At 33.0% G+C, this 19,373-nt stretch carries 13 protein-coding genes; 2 read left to right on the top strand and 11 right to left on the bottom strand.

Annotated elements, in window-relative coordinates; all coding sequences use genetic code 11:
• The first annotated feature begins 33 nt into the window (after positions 1–33).
• Together HB672_RS11870 and HB672_RS11875 are read left to right on the top strand one after the other, a co-directional pair.
• The gene (locus HB672_RS11870) at positions 34–1,386 is read left to right on the top strand and encodes a sigma-54 dependent transcriptional regulator (RefSeq protein WP_167769748.1); all 1,353 of its coding nucleotides are present in this window, start codon (positions 34–36) and stop codon (positions 1,384–1,386) included.
• Entirely contained in the window at positions 1,376–2,719 is a 1,344-nt protein-coding gene (locus HB672_RS11875; protein ID WP_167769749.1) for a HAMP domain-containing sensor histidine kinase, read from the top strand. The genes HB672_RS11870 and HB672_RS11875 overlap by 11 nt, the downstream gene beginning before the upstream one ends.
• Positions 2,720–2,965: 246 nt before the next feature.
• Here the strand turns inward: HB672_RS11875 and HB672_RS11880 are convergent, their stop codons facing one another.
• The 11 genes from HB672_RS11880 to HB672_RS11930 all read right to left on the bottom strand — a co-directional run bounded on the left by HB672_RS11880 (position 2,966) and on the right by HB672_RS11930 (position 19,372).
• A complete protein-coding gene (locus HB672_RS11880) occupies positions 2,966–3,985 on the bottom strand; it encodes a LacI family DNA-binding transcriptional regulator (protein ID WP_167769750.1) in 1,020 nt (339 codons plus the stop codon).
• Between the two features lie 42 nt (positions 3,986–4,027).
• Positions 4,028–4,912 carry a glycosyl hydrolase family 17 protein gene (locus HB672_RS14710; protein ID WP_167769751.1) on the bottom strand — a complete coding sequence of 295 codons (885 nt, stop codon included), beginning with the start codon at positions 4,910–4,912 and terminating at the stop codon, positions 4,028–4,030.
• A gap of 12 nt (positions 4,913–4,924) precedes the next feature.
• Positions 4,925–6,331, bottom strand: a complete 1,407-nt coding sequence (locus HB672_RS14715) for an MFS transporter (protein WP_244306616.1) — start codon at positions 6,329–6,331, stop codon at positions 4,925–4,927.
• Positions 6,332–6,364: 33 nt separating this feature from the next.
• On the bottom strand, positions 6,365–7,795 hold the full coding sequence (locus HB672_RS11895) for a glycoside hydrolase family 30 protein (protein WP_244306626.1): 1,431 nt from the start codon (positions 7,793–7,795) through the stop codon (positions 6,365–6,367).
• Positions 7,796–7,846: 51 nt separating this feature from the next.
• On the bottom strand, positions 7,847–8,863 hold the full coding sequence (locus tag HB672_RS11900; protein ID WP_208864217.1) for a glycoside hydrolase family 2 TIM barrel-domain containing protein: 1,017 nt from the start codon (positions 8,861–8,863) through the stop codon (positions 7,847–7,849).
• A 3-nt stretch (positions 8,864–8,866) separates the two neighbouring features.
• The gene (locus HB672_RS11905; protein WP_167769754.1) at positions 8,867–10,180 is read right to left on the bottom strand and encodes a glycosyl hydrolase family 17 protein; all 1,314 of its coding nucleotides are present in this window, start codon (positions 10,178–10,180) and stop codon (positions 8,867–8,869) included.
• A 9-nt stretch (positions 10,181–10,189) separates the two neighbouring features.
• A complete protein-coding gene (locus tag HB672_RS11910) occupies positions 10,190–13,639 on the bottom strand; it encodes a hypothetical protein (protein ID WP_167769755.1) in 3,450 nt (1,149 codons plus the stop codon).
• A 36-nt stretch (positions 13,640–13,675) separates the two neighbouring features.
• The gene (locus HB672_RS11915) at positions 13,676–14,725 is read right to left on the bottom strand and encodes a glycoside hydrolase family 16 protein (RefSeq protein WP_167769756.1); all 1,050 of its coding nucleotides are present in this window, start codon (positions 14,723–14,725) and stop codon (positions 13,676–13,678) included.
• Between the two features lie 103 nt (positions 14,726–14,828).
• Positions 14,829–15,770 carry a PKD domain-containing protein gene (locus HB672_RS11920; RefSeq protein ID WP_167769757.1) on the bottom strand — a complete coding sequence of 314 codons (942 nt, stop codon included), beginning with the start codon at positions 15,768–15,770 and terminating at the stop codon, positions 14,829–14,831.
• 12 nt (positions 15,771–15,782) lie between these two features.
• A complete protein-coding gene (locus HB672_RS11925) occupies positions 15,783–17,879 on the bottom strand; it encodes a hypothetical protein (protein ID WP_167769758.1) in 2,097 nt (698 codons plus the stop codon).
• An 11-nt stretch (positions 17,880–17,890) separates the two neighbouring features.
• Complete coding sequence (locus HB672_RS11930) at positions 17,891–19,372, bottom strand: RagB/SusD family nutrient uptake outer membrane protein (RefSeq protein ID WP_167769759.1); 1,482 nt, start codon at positions 19,370–19,372, stop codon at positions 17,891–17,893.
• Position 19,373 lies beyond the last annotated feature (1 nt).

Raw genomic sequence — 19,373 nt, forward strand, 5'->3', positions numbered from 1 at the left:
AATAGCTGAATATAAAATCGTAATATTGTATTGATGGTTTTAAAAAATGCTTCAATATTAGTTATAGATGACGATGCAGATGTACTCACTGCATTACGCCTTCTTCTCAAACCACTGGTTAAAGAAGTAGTTACCGAAAAAAACCCAAGCAATATTACATCGCAAATAGAACGTGCCAATTATGATGTTATCATTTTAGACATGAACTTTAATGGCCTAGTCAATACAGGTAATGAAGGTATTTTTTGGTTGAACAAAATTCGGAATCAAAAACCAGATACTTCAGTTATTTTAATGACCGCTTATGCTGATATCGATTTGGCAATACGAGGACTTAAAGAGGGTGCTTCCGACTTTTTAATGAAACCATGGAAGAATGATAAAATCATAGAAACCATAACAACTTTAGTCAGCAGGAAAAAGTCCAAAGCTTCTGAAAAAGAAAACCTTAATTCCAGTAGCGTTGAGATTATTGGCGATAGTGAAGTTATGAATGATGTTTTTGTAAAACTAAAAAAAGTAGCACCAACTGATGCCAATATTTTAGTGCTAGGTGAGAATGGAACTGGTAAAGATTTAATTGCTCGTGCCATTCATGATAATTCTAACAGACGCGATAAACCTTTTGTGAAGGTGGATGTTGGAGCCTTAACGTCTTCTCTTTTTGAAAGTGAACTTTTCGGTTACAAAAAAGGCGCTTTCACAGACGCTAGAGAAGATAGAAAAGGACGTTTTGAAGCTGCCAACGGTGGCACTTTATTTCTTGACGAAATCGGAAACATTAGCTTAGGACAGCAAGTTAGATTACTGACCGTGCTACAAAATAGACAAGTAACACCCTTAGGTTCCAATGAGTCTATTCCTGTTGATATACGGTTGATTTGTGCAACTAATATAGACCCAAACATATTAGCTGACGAAAAGAAGTTCCGAAAGGACTTAATCTATAGAATCAATACCGTTGATATTACCGTTCCGCCTCTTAGAAGTCGTGGTACAGATATTACTGAATTATCTCATCATTTTGTTTCACTATATGCGGAGAAATATAATAAAAGTCCTTTTTCGTTTGATTCTGGATTTATTTCAAAATTAAAGAAACACGACTTCCCAGGCAATGTCAGAGAGCTTCAATATGTGTTAGAGCGTGCAGTGATTATGACTGATGGTTCTGTTTTAAAACCAGAGGATTTAGTATTTTCTTCTATTGAGCGTTCCACTATTGTAACAAACAATTTAACTGCAAGTTTAAATTTAGATGATATTGAAAAAAACGCCATCTTAAATGTTCTAGAAAAAAACAAAGGAAATGTTTCAAAATCTGCTAAAGAATTAGGAATTACAAGAGCCGCTTTATATAGACGACTAGATAAGTATGAACTATAAAACTTACATCTTAAGGCTGTTTTTTAGAATTCTACTTCTAGTTGGTGCTATACTATCTTTAACCTATACAATTAACCAAAATTATACAGCTTATACCGTTATTATTTGTGTCAGCTTAGTCTATTTATTGATTAATACTTACATATTTGTAAAGCGTCGTTTTGTAGCAATGGATGATTTTTTTGAAGCTGTAAAGTATCGTGATTTTTCAAGATGGTTTCCAGAAGATAAAGGTCCGAAAGATATAAGGTTTTTATATACAGGTTTTAATGAAATTAATAGAACTATTAAGGAAATTAACTCAAAAAATCAAGCGCAATATGTTTATCTGCAAAAGATATTAGAAATGGTAGATATTGGGATTATAGCATATAACCTTGAATCTGGAGACGTTCTTTGGAGTAATGATTCTTTTGGAGAAATACTAGACATTCCTTCATTTAAGAATATAAAATTTGTAGAAAAAAGAAAGCCAGAATTATTCAATACTATTTTTGATACGTATCACAGAGAACCAAATTCAATTTCTATAGCATTACAAAATGAAAATATCAAAATATTAATTTCTGATACTGTTTTTCAAGTTGAAGAAGATGCATTTAAACTCATTGTTATTCAAGATATCGATAATACTTTAAATAAGAATGAATCCGAATCTTGGAAGAAGCTATTAAGCGTAATGACTCATGAAATAATGAATTCCATCGCACCCATTTCATCATTAGCAGATACACTTCAAAAAAGCCTACAAATTGCTATTGAAAAACCAGAAGATTCTCATTTAGAACTTGATGACCTAAATTCTGGTATTAAAACTATTAAAAACCGTAGTGAAGGGCTTTTAAAATTTGCTAAAACCTATCGTAGTCTAAGCAAAGTGACTAAACTTAAATTGCAAAATGTAAAAATCCCTGAACTGTTTAGTAATATTCAACTATTAATGGCTCCATCTATTGAAGCCAAAAATATAGATATAGAGTTTAAAATTTCTAGTCCAAAGCTAGAATTAGATATAGATACACATCTAATCGAGCAGGTTTTAATTAATCTATTATTAAATGCTGTTGATGCATGCAAAAATCATGATAATCCAGAAATTAAAGTTCTAGCAACTCAAAATTCTAATCGAAATATTGTAATAAAAGTTTATGATAATGGCTCAGGAATTCCTCAAGATATATTAGAAAATATTTTTGTTCCTTTCTTTACAAGCAAAACAACAGGAAGTGGAATCGGTTTAAGTCTTTGCAAGCAGATTATGTTACTTCATAAAGGAAGAATAATCGTAAAAAGTATTGAAGGCGAAGGCTCTGTTTTCAGTCTAATCTTTTAATGCTTAACAAAAAGTGAGAGACTTACTTGCTTTGTTAACTGGTCTGGACCCAGTGATCTTTTTCATTGAACTCACTCCAAACTTTCAAATAAATCTAATAAATGTTCGAACATAGGTCAAAGTTCTGTACTTCATTTCACATATATAACTTTTATATTTGTCCTTTGTTTCTTCTGTAAATACTATTAATCCTAGTAATTTTTTATAAGAAATTGAATAACATCTCTAATTTGAACATTGTGTTATTCAAATTGAACTTCTTGTTGTTTCTTTATGTACTATTTTAAATGGAATTTTAAGTGTTGAATGCGCATTATCCAAATCCTTATTTTTTAACTCATTAACTAACAATCGTAAAGCATTTTCTCCAATTGTTTCAGCATTTTGATCAATATATGACAACTTTGGTATAGATAAATTTGAAACAACTTCATCTGTAAATCCAATTAAGTTTATATTCTTTGGAATATCATAACCCATGTTTATAGCTACATTTACTGTAATGGTTCCTGTAATATTATCAGCAGCAATGATAGCGTCAATATTTGGATTATTTATTAAGAATTTTTTAATCAAATCTTGATAATCATCTTCTTTTTTAATAAATAAATACATAGGATTTAAATCAGGAACAACACTCATTTTAATAGCATTTTCATAGCCTATTCTTCTTAATGCTCCAACATTTAAATCATTTATAGTACTAATAAAAGCAATTTGCTTTTTTCCTCTATTTATAAACATGTTTGTTACTTCATGCGCAGCTTTAAAATCATTAATTATAACTTTATTACATTCAACATCATTTAAGTTACGATCAAACATAATCATTGGGATTCTTTTTTCACTAAGTGTTTGAAGATGTTCAATTCTAGAGGACATTAACGTCTCTTCTGAAACTGCAATAATAAAACCATCTACACTTCCATTTGATAATAGTGAAATACTTTCTTGTTCCTTAACCAATTGTTCGTTGGTTATGCAAGTAATTATACTATATCCCAATTTGGTAGCCTCATTTTGAATACCATATAAAGCCATTGCAAAAAAGCGATTTAAAATATTTGGAATGATAACTCCAATAGTTTTTGTTTCATTTTGCTTTAAACTTAAGGCAACTCTATTTGGTTGATAGTTGAGTTCTCCAGCTAATTTCTTAACACGACTAATTGTTTCTTTACTTATTTCATCACTATCACTTAATGCCTTAGAAACTGTCGAAATAGAAACGTTTAATCTCTCAGCTAAATTCTTTAATGTTATCATATATTAATACTAATATAAAAAGAGCGTCTTTGATTTATTTTCTCAATATTTTAAATTTTCGTTCTTATCCCAAATCCCCCAAAAAGCGCCTACATCGCCTTCTGCGCCAACTTTCCATGATTCATCAAAAGAAGAAAAATAAAACATTTCTATATTTTCTTCTTTTGACCATTTTTGGGCATTTATAAAATACTTTAAGGCATTTTCTTCAGATGGAAATGCGCCTTCTAAATTAGTACCTTCATTTGGCCAACCAGTTTCTGTGATGATGATACGTTTATCGCCACCTGCTCGCTTAGCTCTATTGTACATATCCTTCATATACAACAACGAGTAATCTTGGTCACAACCTTCCCAAAAAGGGTAGCAATTAGCTAAAATAACATCACAAACCTCTGTTATTGCTGGTTTATCTGAAAACTCATAATAAGCATCAACATAGCCTACAGGAACATCTTTAATTTCACTTTTTACTATAAGAATAAAATCAATTAATTCCGCTTCGGTTAGGTCTCCACGATACATGACTTCGTTACCTACAGCTGCAACATTAACATAGCCATTGTTTGCTAATTCTATCAAACCTTTAATTTCGCTTTCATTAATTTCAGAATCATCTCCTAACCAAGCACCAACTAGTGTTTTTAAGCCATATTCTTTAGCAATTTTTGGAATAAGTTCATTACCCTCGGTACATGAAAAAGAACGAATCCAATTCGTATAAGGCTTAATAATTTCTATACGACGTCTTATTTGCTCTTCTGAAATAACTTGACCAGGTTCTTGCCCATCCATATAAGGGCTAAAACATAGCCCGTGCATGCCATTTTTTAGTGTTTTTTTAAATGTCTTTCTTAATCCTTCAATAGATACATCATCATAATCTACAGCAGTTAATGCTAAAAATTTTTCTTCTCTAAGTGACATAATCTTAATCCTTTATTTGATTGCTGTTAAGCTGTTTTTTCGTTCGTTTAATTGTTCTCTAATTTCATTAGCTCTTTTTTCATCAATATCGTAGTCATACATAACGTACAATGCTATTAAAGTTCCGAAAATTGGCAATCCTGAGAAGAACAATCTCAATCCAGTAATTGCCTCTTCAGTTTGAGTCAAAGCACCAGATTCAAACCCAATAATTGAAAATATTACTCCACTTAAACCACCAGCAATACCAAAACCAAATTTCACCATCCACCAATAAATAGCTCCAAAAACTCCTTCACGTCGTTTCCCTGTTTGCAGTTCATCTAAGTCGATTACATCAGCAGTCATAGACATCATTAATGTAAATAAGCCACCAATACCAAATGAAAAGAATGGAAGTGCAAATAAAAACATATAAGGCTTACCAGGTATAAATAAAAACCATAACAGTATATAACCAAAGATTGATACTGACTGTGAAACCATAAATGCCTTCTTTTTTCCTAAAATTTTGGACATTTTCGCTACCAATGGAATTACTATAAATGAAGTAACTAACGCTCCTACACTACCAAAAAGGGTAGGCCACCACCATGCACCATCAGGACCAGTAACGCCATCAAATAAATAGTACACAATAATAAAATATGTAAAAGCAGCTACTGTTTGAAATGCATTGAAAACCAAAAAAGTAGCAATACATAATTTTCTAAATGACTTTAATTTAAATGCTTCACCAAAATTTACTACAAATATTGTGCGTAGTTTTTTTAGAATACTTGAAAAAGTTATACTTTCATAATCTTCATTTATAGTTGACTTCCCCTTTATAAATATTGCTGGTATCATTGCAAAAAGCATACATATAATTGCAACCCAAACAGCTAACTCCCTCACAGCCACTTCACTAGATGAAAACCAATCTTTATCATCCATTAAAACCCAGAACCATGGTGCAATTACCCAAGCCCATTGCCCAATAAATTGAGCGATAGCCATGATATTTGTTCGTTCATGAAAGTCATCACTCATTTCATAACCCATAGCTACATAAGGCACACTAAAAATGGTCAATCCTAAATAAAACACTAATGATGTAAAAAGGAAATAATAAAAATTATAATCAAGACTATTGTCTTTAAATAATTGCCACATTACTATAAAAGAAACACCCATAATTATAGCTCCTAACATTACATACTTCCTTCTTCTTCCCCATCGCGATTTCGTATTGTCAGAAATAAAGCCCATTATTGGATCAGTAATAGCATCAAAAAGTCTTGGAACTAAAGATACCACACCCCACATCCAACCAGGAAACCCTAAACTTTGAACAAGAACTACAATAAATATGCTTATAATAGCTGGAAACATTTGGTTAGCAAGCATACCAAAGCCAAACGCTATTTTCTTTGTCATTGGAACTTTATTTAGAGTAGTACTTGACATATCTTATTTTGTTAGGATAATAGTTTGTATTGCTTGTGCATTAATTGATAAACTTTTTTCTTTTTCACCAATAGAAATACTCATGTTCTTAACCTCATTGCCTTGATTGAGAACAACTATTGCAATTGAACCATCGGGATTTTTAGCTGCAGTAACCATTAGCTCATTATCTGAATTTTTAACTTCAATTATTTTAGCCTCAGGTCTAATGAATTTGCTAAAATGCGCCATGGTATAATATAGTGGCGTAAAATATATCTCATCATTATCAGGGTCCACAATAACAGGAGCTACACACCAGTTTTCAAACCAATTTGGACCTCCTTGTTTATCCAACACCATATTCCAGTCTACCCAACCATCAACCCAATTGTTGAGGCATCCAATAATGTCTCTTGCATATCTATAAACTGGAGAGTATTTTGGATGCAAATACTTCTGCTCTTCAGGTGCCCAATCCCAACCCCAATCTGTAGCTTCTTTGCTCCAATACCATGCATCATCTCTCCATTTAGGAACTTCGGAATCCACACAGCCTTCAGTTTCAATCAAATACTTATTTGGTGCTTTATTATGTGCGTATTGCAAATCGTCTGGAAAATAATCATAAGTACTTTCATACCAATGAATGGCTGTTCCTGCATAATATTTTGAGGATGCTTTATCTTTAAACATTACATCTACCCATTCTTTTAAGCCAGCTCTATTTTGGTCATATCCTAATATGTTAATACTACCTTTTCCTTCTGCTTCTAGTTTTGGACCTAAGTGATTTTGCACAAAATCGGTTTCTTCTTCTGGTGAAAAGTGCATGCTTTCCCAATTGTTACCATTTCCATGAGGTTCGTTTACTGGAGTTAAACCCCAAATATCAATACCTTCAGCTTTATATGCATCTAAATATTTATTGAAATACAAGGCAAATGCATCGTAATACTCTGGCAAAAGTTTTCCTCCAACATAGGCTTTGTTGTCTTTCATCCAAGGTGGTGCTGTCCAAGGAGATGCTATGATGTTAAATCCATCTTTTGAAATTGCCATAGCATCCTTAATCATAGGAATGAGGTCATCTCTATCTTCTTCAATTGAGAAATTTTCTAATGCTAAATCGCCTTCAATTGGAGCGTAGGTATAGTTATTCAATGAAAAATCACAAGAAGCAATATGCGTTCTGGTAAGTGAATATCGAGCACCATCTTCTCCAAAATAAGCTTGTAAGATTGTATCTCTATTTTTTTTACTCAATCGATTTAGTAAATAGGCCGAAGATTCTGTAAATGAGCCTCCAAAACCAGTGATGGTTTGATACGTCTTATCAGGATTAATTATGATTTCTGATGGGTTATCAGAAGGCGTGAATACAGTTAGTTTTGTCAATTTATTTCCTGAAGCCGATGTTTCATAAACTTCAAATTCATTAGAATTACAACTCATACATAATCCAATTAATACAATGATATGATGTTTTAGTTTTATCATCTCGTTTTAGTTATTTGATGATTTATACTTCTGTTTTACAACCTCAAAAGTATTTTTCTTATTTCTATCTATATCAACAATTCCCCAGTATTCTTCATTTGGCGCTCCATCATAGGGCACTCCAGTGCTATTTGGAGCACTTCCACCTGTATCTTGAATACTAGGATTTCCTGCTTTCCACCAGCCATCTAAAAATGAGAAAAGAGTAACTCCTGAACCAATATTAGTATTTGCAAAAACGTCATCTAAAATTTTTGCATTTGCATCAGCTTGTGCTTGTTGATTTTCACCTTCTTGGTATCCAGCCTTGGTAATTTTCATAAAGCTATCTGCTCCAGCTTCAGATAAATACATGGGTTTTCTGCTTACTTTTTCCCATTCTTTGTAAATGGTTCCTGGATTATCCCAACGGTATACATTCATTCCCCAAACATCTATATTTGTTCCCATTTCGAGAGCTAGTTCATCAGGTAAATCACCATGTGCTGTAGTTGTAGGATGATTTGAATCTATTTCATTAATTAACCCAGCAGCATCATTCATTTTGGCATACCAATTTTTAATATCGCCTTTAAACCATTCTGGGTGGTAATTATATTCGTTACCTAACTCCCACATTAGTATGGCATTGTGGTCTTTATATTTTTTTACGTAATTGATGAATGTTCCCGAAACTATGTCGTAAAAACCATCTTGGTCATAACCAAAACCAATAATAACCTTAATTCCAGCATCATGAATTTGGTTTAAAACCTGTAAGTCATCAATTGGTTCGTAAACTCTAATCGTGTTTATTCCTGCTTCTTTCATTAAAGCTAAATCTTGCGTGAGATTATCAAAATTTCTATAATTTTCACTGCCTTTAGGAACTGGATGGTAACAAATACCTTTGATGATATATGGTTTTTTGTTTACCAACAACTGTCTTTCAGAAACGGATACTTCATCAACTTGTGATTCACCGTTACATGACATTAATGACATGTTTAAAAAAGCTAATATGTATAGTATTTTCCTAATCATTTTTTAATTATTAATAACCTCAGCTTTTATGTTTGGAACCAAAACATCTTTCATTAGCTCTTCTTTATTGCCATTGTAGGTTTTAGTAATAGGTTTACCATTTCTTATTAAACCGTCAAAAACACCTTTATCCACTAAATCCCATAGTGCGTATTTAGCTTTTCCATCTAGGGTAAATAATCCGAAATGATTCTCTGAACCTCCTGGGTTTCCAGCATCTTTCCAGTTTTCATCAAAGGCTTCAAAATAGAAGCATGATATTCCAGCTTCATTTGTCCATTCACGTAAATGCTTATAATAAAGTGCAGCTTTGTATTCGTCTGTAGCCTTTGAACCATTACTTCCATATAACCCATTGGATTGTGTAGCCCAACCTGATTCACCAATATGAATTGGTTTATCTATTCCCAAACCATCAATAAAAGATTTTACACCATTATATTGAGATTTAGCATACATTTTGGCTCTTAACATTGCAGCTTCAATTTTTTGCAAATCGGTATCATATGTCGTGGTGTCATTAACCCAGTAATCAGGTGAGTAATGGGTATCGTGATACGCATATGTGTGCATAGAAATATAGTCAACTGCTTTGATTAGTTTAACTAAATCTTCCTTATGATAGACTAAATCACCTCCTCCCCAAGCTGCAAAATTATCAGAGCTTGTAATCCATAAATCTTTAGGGAGTTCTCCTTTGTTCTTTAATTGCTGAAGGTGATTTACCCATTTTAAAATGATTGCTGGTTCAACAAAATATTCGGTAGCCCAATGCACCATAGCCTCATTCCCAACTGCCAAAATCTTAACAATATTCGGATATTGCTTAGTGAGTCTAATAGCCTCTTTCATCTCAGCTTCGTTCCCAATCATCTTGTCGATTTGAGGCATATATCTCTCTCCATCTTGATTACGAATCTTTTCTGTCACATCAGTAAAGGCATGTTTTGCTTCAATCCAAGCTCCTAACATTACATACATTTCGAAATCAGAACCCTCTTTTTTAAGTTCAGAAATTGCTTTCAAAATATTTTCAGCATGAGGAAAATGTACATTATAAGTGCGTAATATTTTAATTCCCATAGCAGCCATAATCTTAAGGTCTTCCTTTATTTCAGGAATAGTAGGTTGTGTTTTACGTGAATTAGTTCGATACGCTCCATAAGAAATTGCCAAATACTCTGAGTTACCCAAAATATCTTTAGCTGATATGCTTTTTTGCGACTGCATTAATTGTTCTTTTGTTTGTTCTTTTTTACATGAAAAAGTAAGCACAACAGCTATAGCTAGTAGTATAATGTTTGCTTTGTTTTTCATATTTACATTTTACTTTAAAATATTTTCTTGAATACTCACTTTTATAAGTGTAACCTCTCCAGTTCTTTGAAATATTTTCTCACTTGTTTGTGCATCAATAATTAAACTATCTAATAGTTCAATTGAATTATCATTCTTAAAAATTTCAATACTATTTTTTCTCGAAATTTCATATACCACAGGTACTTGACAATACGTAAATGCCAACGAGTTTTTAGATAATTCTATATTTTTTTGTTCCTGATTTGTACTTATATATCTAAATGTTTTCTCTTCCTTTAAGAATTCTCTTTGTCTAAGTAAGCACGGATAGAATTGTAATTTACCACCTTCAACAAAAACTCCTAACTCACCAAAACGGCATAAAATATCTTCTTTTACTTGACCAGTCATTCCTGGCTGTTGTGCTCCTTTACCAGCAGGTGTATGAGAATAAGGATCTGTAGGGAATGCGCCATATAATTTTGGTGGTTTGTGTACACCTATTCCTGCGTGAATCTCATAATAATGGTCTAATAGTCTCCCTATAACCTCAGGACTTTCATTTTTTCTAATAGCCTTCAAGCAATTTTCTTGGACACTTAATAATAGTTTAGAAACCATATGCCAATAAATAGAGCCTAAACCTTCATAACCATAAAAAGTACCTGAACGACCTGTGAATGATTTATGGTCAAAAATGTCTTCAAAAATCTCGAGTACTAATTCCATTTCTTTTTTTACAAGTGCTTTATATCTTGGTTCTTGTAAAGATTTCAATGCCAGTTTTAGATCATTTGCATTTTTAAAATTTCCGTTGAAATGATAATCGCCATTTACATCTTGTTCTATAGTCTGGGTGTTTTTATCAGCAACAAGTTGTTGTAATAACTCTGATTTTAAAACCTGGTCTTTTGGAATTGTGTTTCGATTAATAAAGCTTGGCAAGTCTTTATTTGGATATAATAAGTAACTGTATTGATCTTCTCTAAATAAAGCACTTTGCTTCATTGCATCTAATATTTCAACAGCTTTTGTAGCAGATAAGTATTTAGAACTTAATACTGCTACCTGACCTTCAAGCATTTCATTTAAATATGAAATTTTAGCAGTATCATTTTCAACTGTTATCAAATTATAGGCATGAAATAATTTATCCTCTCTCCTATTACCACGAATTGAATGTTCTAAATACTCAATACTTGTATTTACAAAATCCTTTAGACTATCTAACAAAATTTGAGTTTTACGACCAGTAAATGCATTATTATAAATTTTAGTTCTATAATCATTAGCAGCTTTTAGTAAAGGCTCCAATACTTGCATGCGCTGCGCATCGTCAAAATTGTCTGATAAAAGATGTTGATGAGTTTTTAAAGTGTCATGAACTTTATTATAAAATTTTACTAGCTCTATTGAAATTTCGAATGAATCCTGATTGGTATTTTCAAAAACTGTTTTAAAGAAGTCCAGAAAACGACGCAAATAATATAGCGTTACCATAGATACGCCATTACCAACCAATGCATTATTCGCGTCATTCCATTCTGGTCGCTGTGTGTTCATCCAAATACCTGCTTCTGGAATAAAATTAGAAAGCTTTGCCAACGTAGTAGCTAATATTTTTTCAATGAAGTTTACTTTAACGATAAATCTATTTTCATCTCTCAGCAAAGCGCCATCAGCTCCAACTTCCAATCTTTCTTGTCTAATTTTAGCATCTAGCACTTCATCAAATTCTATAGTATCTTTTGGATTACTTAGGATACTCTTATAATCTTTTATTCTATAAGGGACATTAGCATAAACAAATAAATCAGTAGTAAAATAACTTTGCAATTTACCCGGTTTATGTTTTTCTATAAACTCTAAAAATTTAAGTAGATAAATAATTTGATGATCTCCCCAATACCCAATATAAGACCAAGGGTCGTCTGGCTCAATCGTTTCCCAATCAAATCCATCTTTAGTTACACGATAAGGATTATAACCATCAAAAGTAGTAGCATTTAAAAACTTATGAATCATGCTTTCTATAAACTCAGGAAAAGAAATCGCTAAAGCTTCCCAGTTTTGAAAAATATCACGCCAATTACCTTCGTAATCCAAGATTTTTGAACCATCTACCTCACTACGCGTGTTAATTGAAAACTTGTTCCAAGGACGACTTGGGTCTCCATGACGACGACTAAACCTAAGTGGCATATACTCTAAACATAAGCGTCTAAAGTTTGGGTCGTTACTGTTGTTTGCTAAATCATGTAGCATAAAAAGTGTAAACGCCTCTGGCAATTTATTAATAATTACCTCATTGTTTCTTGCTACTTTTTTATTTGCTTTTGATATGTAATTTTTAAAATCACTTTTCTCAATCTGATAATTATCATCAAAAATGCCACCACGCATTATGTTGAACAATGTATTAGAAAAATGTCTGGTATCCCTGAACTTATCTTCTGTTAGTTGAATACCATCTGATGAACCATTGAGTGAAATTAATCGTTGTGTACCAAAATTGATGTTTTCTTTTACTTTGTTAATCAATTGAGCATCTTCTTGAATACTCTTAGATAATGCTGCAATTTCAGAATGATTTTGATTAACATTAGCAATTATCATCCATTTTTTTTCTTCATTAGGATGCAACTCTAAAGTATCATTTAAAAAATAAGCTCCTTTTTCAGCTTTAACATCTGTTTCTTGAGCAATAGATTGTCTATTTCTGAAAGCTTTTAATTGACGAGAAGACAAAAGATGCTTAGGGTTTTCTAATCCTATTGACCAAGCAATATTAGCCTTTAATGCTTCACTTGGTTCTGCTTTATCTACAATAATAGCACTTAAAGCAAAAATACCTAATCCTGTTTTTTCTTCTAATTCGCTACGTTTATAAGCATCAACTAAATTGCTGCTTTGATTCTGTAAATCACTTCCAACACCATAAGGCATAATATTTTGAATACCATCCAATAATGATATACTTACTGAACCTTCACTATGATTTATAAGAGTTGATTCTTTAACAAAACCAAAAATATTACTTGAGCTCCATTGATATCTAAATGTAAGTCCTAAGTCATCATTAACCTCTTCAAACATTACTTTATTACCATATTGGCTCTTATAGAGATTTCTTGTGGTACTATATAAGCCTTCGTAACGATCTGAAAATGGTTCCCAAATATGTGTTTTGTCATATTGATTTACCAAAAAAATTGATTTACTCCCAGTTATATCAGCGGACTCAGTAATTTTGTCATCTGTATAATAAGGGAATAGTGCATACTCAGCATTTTTACGCCCAGCAGTTAGTCCGCCATTGCTCGAAATAAACATCCAATGATTAGAATCACTAACAATGCTCATAAAAAATGATCGCATTGCATCACTATTGGAAATCTTATAATAGTTTTCGCTATTAATTTTTATAAAATCTATAGTTGTATCGTTGTTCAATATTTTTTGATCTAAAAAATTCATTAATTACTAAAAGTCATTAAAAATCAACAGAATAGTTTATTGGTATACTCTAACATAATCAATCTCCATGGTGGATTCAGAAAAATTGGAATCTATGGAAAACCAATTTCCGCCCATTGCTATATTTAAAATAAAAAAGTGTGGATTATTGAAAGGCCACGTAGAAGCATTTTTTACTGTTGGGTTGTACTCATATAAAAAATTATCATCTAAAAAGAAACGCAGTTTATTTTCGGTCCATTCAAGACCATAAACATGAAATTCAGTAGCAAAATCTGAAACAGTGATTTCTCCAACATTAGCATCCATACAACCACCAGAACATGAAGGTGTATGCGTTGCACTTGAAACAATAGTTGGGTTATGTCCCCAATGCTCCATTATATCTATCTCACCACAAGCTGGCCAACCAACAGTATCTATATTTGCTCCTAATAACCAAATAGCTGGCCATGTACCAGCACCCTCAGGTAATTTTGCTCTAACTTCAATTTTCCCATAAGTAAACTCGTACTTATCCTGAGTAGTCATTCTTGTTGATGTATAATCGCTTCCTTGATATGATTCTTTTTTAGCTGTAATTTTTAGTAGACCATTTTCTACAATTACATTATCACTTCTATCAGTATAAAATTGAGATTCCCCATTACCCCAGCCTCCAGCTCCAATATCATAACCCCATTTCGAACTATCTGGTGCTCCATCAGTATTAAACTCATCAGACCAAATTAATTGTGGCTCATCATTAACAAAAACAGTTACATTCTTAAAAGTACTAATTGAATGTCCTGTACTTGAATACGCAAAAACAGATACTAAATGACTATTGTTTCCCTGAGTTAAAAACGTATAATTTACACTTCCATTGGTACTTTGAATTTCTTCGTTGTTAAATTTAAAAACGTACCTAACAGCGTTAGTAGCCGATGCATTAGCAATAATTTCTCCTGAACCATCTCCATTAGGATTTGATGCGCCTGAACCAACTATATCAATATTTAATACCAGATTAGAAGGAATTATGTCCTGTGGTGGTTCGCTAACTGAATCGTCATCGCTTCCACCACTAGAACATGAAAAAACCAAAAAAATCAATAACAGTTTAACACTGCGAAAAAATATGCGACTAACTCTATTCAATATTCAATTACTTTATGTCTCCTTATTTTTTAAGAAAAATCAATTATAATTAATCATTAGGATTATCTGTTTGGTATTTACAATACCAAGCCAATGCTGGATTAGAACTATCTGTCATTCTAACAAACAATGTAGTTTCTGTAATCTCAATAATTTCAACAGAATACACTCCAACATACCATGACATAAAACCACCATCTGAAAAATTAATAGTAGTACCTCTATATTCGCCATCAATAGTTGCCGTAGAATTTGATGGGCTAAAACTTACATTTTTAATACCATCAAGTGATGGTGCCACATCAACTCCATGACAAGTATCTCCATCAACACCAATTGAACCTGCAAAATCGCCAGGTGTATATGCAATATCTGTTAATTGTTCAAAAGTAATATTTCCATTTCCATCTTGTGAGAATACAAATTCGGCATCATACATACAAAGTTTATCTGAATGCCAAGCATCTGACGTAAACCACTGAGACCATGTATGCTCTCCATCTGCTGGATTATTAGGTCCAAGTCCAATATTCCCTGGTTTATCCGCAGCCCAATACCATGTTTTACTATTTCCTGCTCCTCCGCTTAAAAAGTCTTTTGCTTCCTGGTCTTCGAAAGAACTATAAACTTCCACATTTATTGAAGTCGAACTTGTTACACCTCCAACTCCAGAAGCTATTACAGTTACTGCATAAGATTGAACTCCAGTTTGTGTAAATCTATGTGATATAGTTCCTGAAGGAGCTACAACAACATCTGTGTTATCTCCAAAATCATATCTATAGGTTATAGAGTTGTCTGATGAAGATGTGAAATTTACTATTCCAGAACCATCACCGTTAGGGTTAGCAGCATCTGCTCCAACAATCTCTGCTGTTAACTGTAAGTTAGTAGGAGCAATAATTTCTCCTACTGAAAAGTCATCATCTTGACATGACACTGTAACCATTACAATGCCAAATAAAACTAAAATATATTTAAATTTTTTCATGATTTATTTTTTCTAATTATGAAAATAAAGGTTATCAATATAAACAGTAGCACTTGCCCCAGTTGTATCAAAAAGCAGCTGTGTTACTCCTGAAGGGTCTATATCGTAATCGCCTAAAGGAATAGTAACACTCACCCATGTACCTGTCACTATATTTGATACAAATTCGATATCTTCTTCACCAATAACTGTATTCACTATTTTTAATCCTAAAACTGTTGCATCTGGAGTCCAATAATCGAAGTGAACATATTTCATTCCAGATAAATTTGTTGGATTACCATAATCTGTTACAATACCTGTATAATTTAGTAAGTCGTATTGCCAAATGTTATTCCCTCCAATATTTATAGGTGTCAATGTTGTTGTTTGTCCCCAATTAGGATTTAATTCACTTATTCCAACACTTGTATAACTATCACTAAATATCGACATGACATCACTAGCATCAATGGTGGGTACTGGCGCCTCTACTGTTGGTTGCCCTCCAGTTTCAGAATAGAAGTATAGATTGTCTACATACACTTTCGCACTGCCTCCAGCTGTATCAAATAATAATTGAGTTACTCCAGATCTATCAATAGCAAAATCATCTAATGGAATCGTAACACTTACCCATGTTCCTCTTACTCCTGGTTCACCAACAGTAGAAACCCAAACAATATCTTCTTGCCCTACAACAGTATTCACAATTTTAAACCCTAACGGAGTTACATCTGGTGTGAAATAATCAAAGTGTAGGTAATCCATTCCTGATAAGTTTGTAGGATTTCCATAGTCTGTTACAATTCCTGTATAATTTAAAGCTTCGTACAACCAAATATTATTTCCATTAATATCTACAGGTGTTAAGGTTGTTGTTTGCCCCCAATTAGGGTTTAATTCGCTTATACCAACACTCGTATAACTATCGCTAAAAATTGATATCACATCTCCAGCACCGTATGTAGGGGAAGGTGCATTATATTCTGGGACTGTAGCTACAGTTGATGGCTTAAAGAAATAAATGTTATCAACAAACACCGTTCCAGCTGCCCAAGGATCTCCAACTAATTTTAATTGAAAAATATCAGTAACTGTAAGTCCTTGATCTGTATAATCTGAAATAGGTATTTCTATTGTTGTCCATTCTCCTGCAGTTAAATCACTCCATACAGGTGCTTCTGTAGCGCCACCAGGAGTATTATTAATTAGCGATGTTTCAATTCTTGAAGTATCTCCAGAAGTCCAAACATCCATATGCAAGAACTCCATTCCTGAAACATCAACAGATGTCCCATCTGCGAGAGCAATCCCTTGGTAGCTTAAATTAATGTATTGTAACATCTCATCTCCATTCAAATCGAATAAAGCCCAACTACTACCTTGACCTCCTTGTCCCCAATCTGGAAAATAATTAGTTCCTGATACATCAGTATATGTAGAACTAAATATTGAAATCACATCTTGTGTATCTCTATTAGGCTGAGATGGAGCTGGTGCTATAGGTTGCAAAATTTCGGTTACAACAAATTCTTCTACATATTCTGTCGTTTCAATTGCCGCTCCCATAACCACAGTTCTAATTGTATATGTTCCTGAATCTTGGTAAGTATAAGATACTGTTTCTCCAATGTTAGCTACTAAAGGATCATCATTTCCTGGTTCCCCAAAATACACCTCATAAGATATTGCAAAATCGGCATTTGCTGTTACATTAACCTGTTTAGAGATAGCAATATCATTTTCAATAACAATATCTAAATTCTCTGGAGCCTTAAAAGAAACAACTAAAGGCATCGTCGAGACTGTCTTTAAACCAGTAATACCAACTGCTTCAATGCTTACAGTATAACTACCCTCTTCGTAAGTGTGTGTAATAGATTCACCAGAAACAACTTCCTCTGGAGTTTCATTTCCATCTCCAAAAACAATATTAAATAATGATGCACCAACGGCATTTGGTGTAATAGTAACTAACCCTGTATTATCTTGTGTTACCTGCATTAAGGCTGTTACATTAGATGGTGCAACTACATCATCTAAAAAGTTTAGATTGTCGTCATCTGCGCAATTCCAAATTAAAAGCATTGCGAAAAGCGAACCGAATATAAATTTAATTTTTTTCATAATAATTTTTTTTAATATCCTGGGTTTTGTGCCCATCTATTTCCAGATAATTGAATTTCCTCGATTGGAATTGGAAAAAGTTCATGCTTACCAGAAACAAACCCATCAATTTCTTGAGCAGCTTTTCCTGTTCTTACCAAATCAAAGAAACGATGCCCTTCACCTACTAACTCTACACGACGCTCTTTATAGATATCGTTAGTTAAATTAGCTCCTGTAGTACTTACAGAGGGAAGCATTGCTCGATTACGCACTTGGTTTAAATACCCTTGTGCTCTTGCATCACTAATATTACCCCTATTTAAAGCTTCGGCTGCCATTAATAATACATCTGCAAACCTTAAGGCTCGGTAATTATCAGGATTGGTCAACGCTGCATCACCAATATTTAAATCTCCTAAACGTGCTATATATTTTCTATTGAAATAACCTGTTTGTTCGTACCCATCTCCACTCCAACTAGATCCTGGATTATCAATAATATACTGTTCCATGTCTAGTATAGAAGTTTCATAACGTAAATCTCCAGGCTCAAAAGCATCTACTACTTCTTGAACGGGCACATTAAAACTATAGCCAGAATCAAACTTTTCAGCAGCATCTACAAACCCTCTTGGTCCATTGAAATACACTGAATAGTTACCTTCAAGACATTGGAAGCACTCAAAACTTCCACCATCAACATCTGAATACTGTATTTCAAAAACAGATTCTATGTTATTTTCATAATCGCGTTCAAACATATTAGGGTACTCTGCAGATGTTAACAAGCGATGAGGTCCACTATTAATTAAGTCTTCCAAAACTGTCGCAGCTTCTTCAAACTTATCTTGATATAAATATACTTTACCAAGCATTCCTTGTGCAGCACCTTTAGTAACTCTACCTGTTTGATTTTGTACATATGGTAAATTGGCTGCAGCAAAGATTAAATCATCTTCAATTAAAGCATAAACATCTTCTTTTGGCGTTCTATCAATAGTAAACTGGTCTCCAAATTGTATGCGTTTATCAACAAGCATTGGAACATCTCCCCACCATTTTACCAAAATAAAGTTATAATAAGCTCTTAAGAATCTTGTTTGAGCAATAACGCTGGTTTTATTGGAAAAATCTGTTTTGTCTTGAAATTCCATAATATAATTACAACGGTTTACAGCTTCGTACATCCATTGCCACATAGTTCTTAAACCACCATCACTCTGACCATCGGCTGAGTGAATCATATCGTCTATTTGTTGAATATATGGTGAATCTGTAGCACTCTCTCCTCCACATAATGTGTTGTCTGAAGCTATCTCTGCAAATTGATAAAATTTTGCTGTTGTTTGTAAATAATCGTATGCCGCTACAAGTGCAAGTTGATAATCCTCTTCGGTATTAAAAAAGCTTTCTGAATTTTGATCTTCTGAATCAACTTCCACAAAATCATCACTACATGAAAACACTATTAAAAATGTAAAGAGATAAAATATAATTTTTAAATTTTTCATA

Source organism: Gaetbulibacter sp. S0825, from assembly GCF_011777505.1.
GTDB lineage: Bacteria > Bacteroidota > Bacteroidia > Flavobacteriales > Flavobacteriaceae > Pontimicrobium.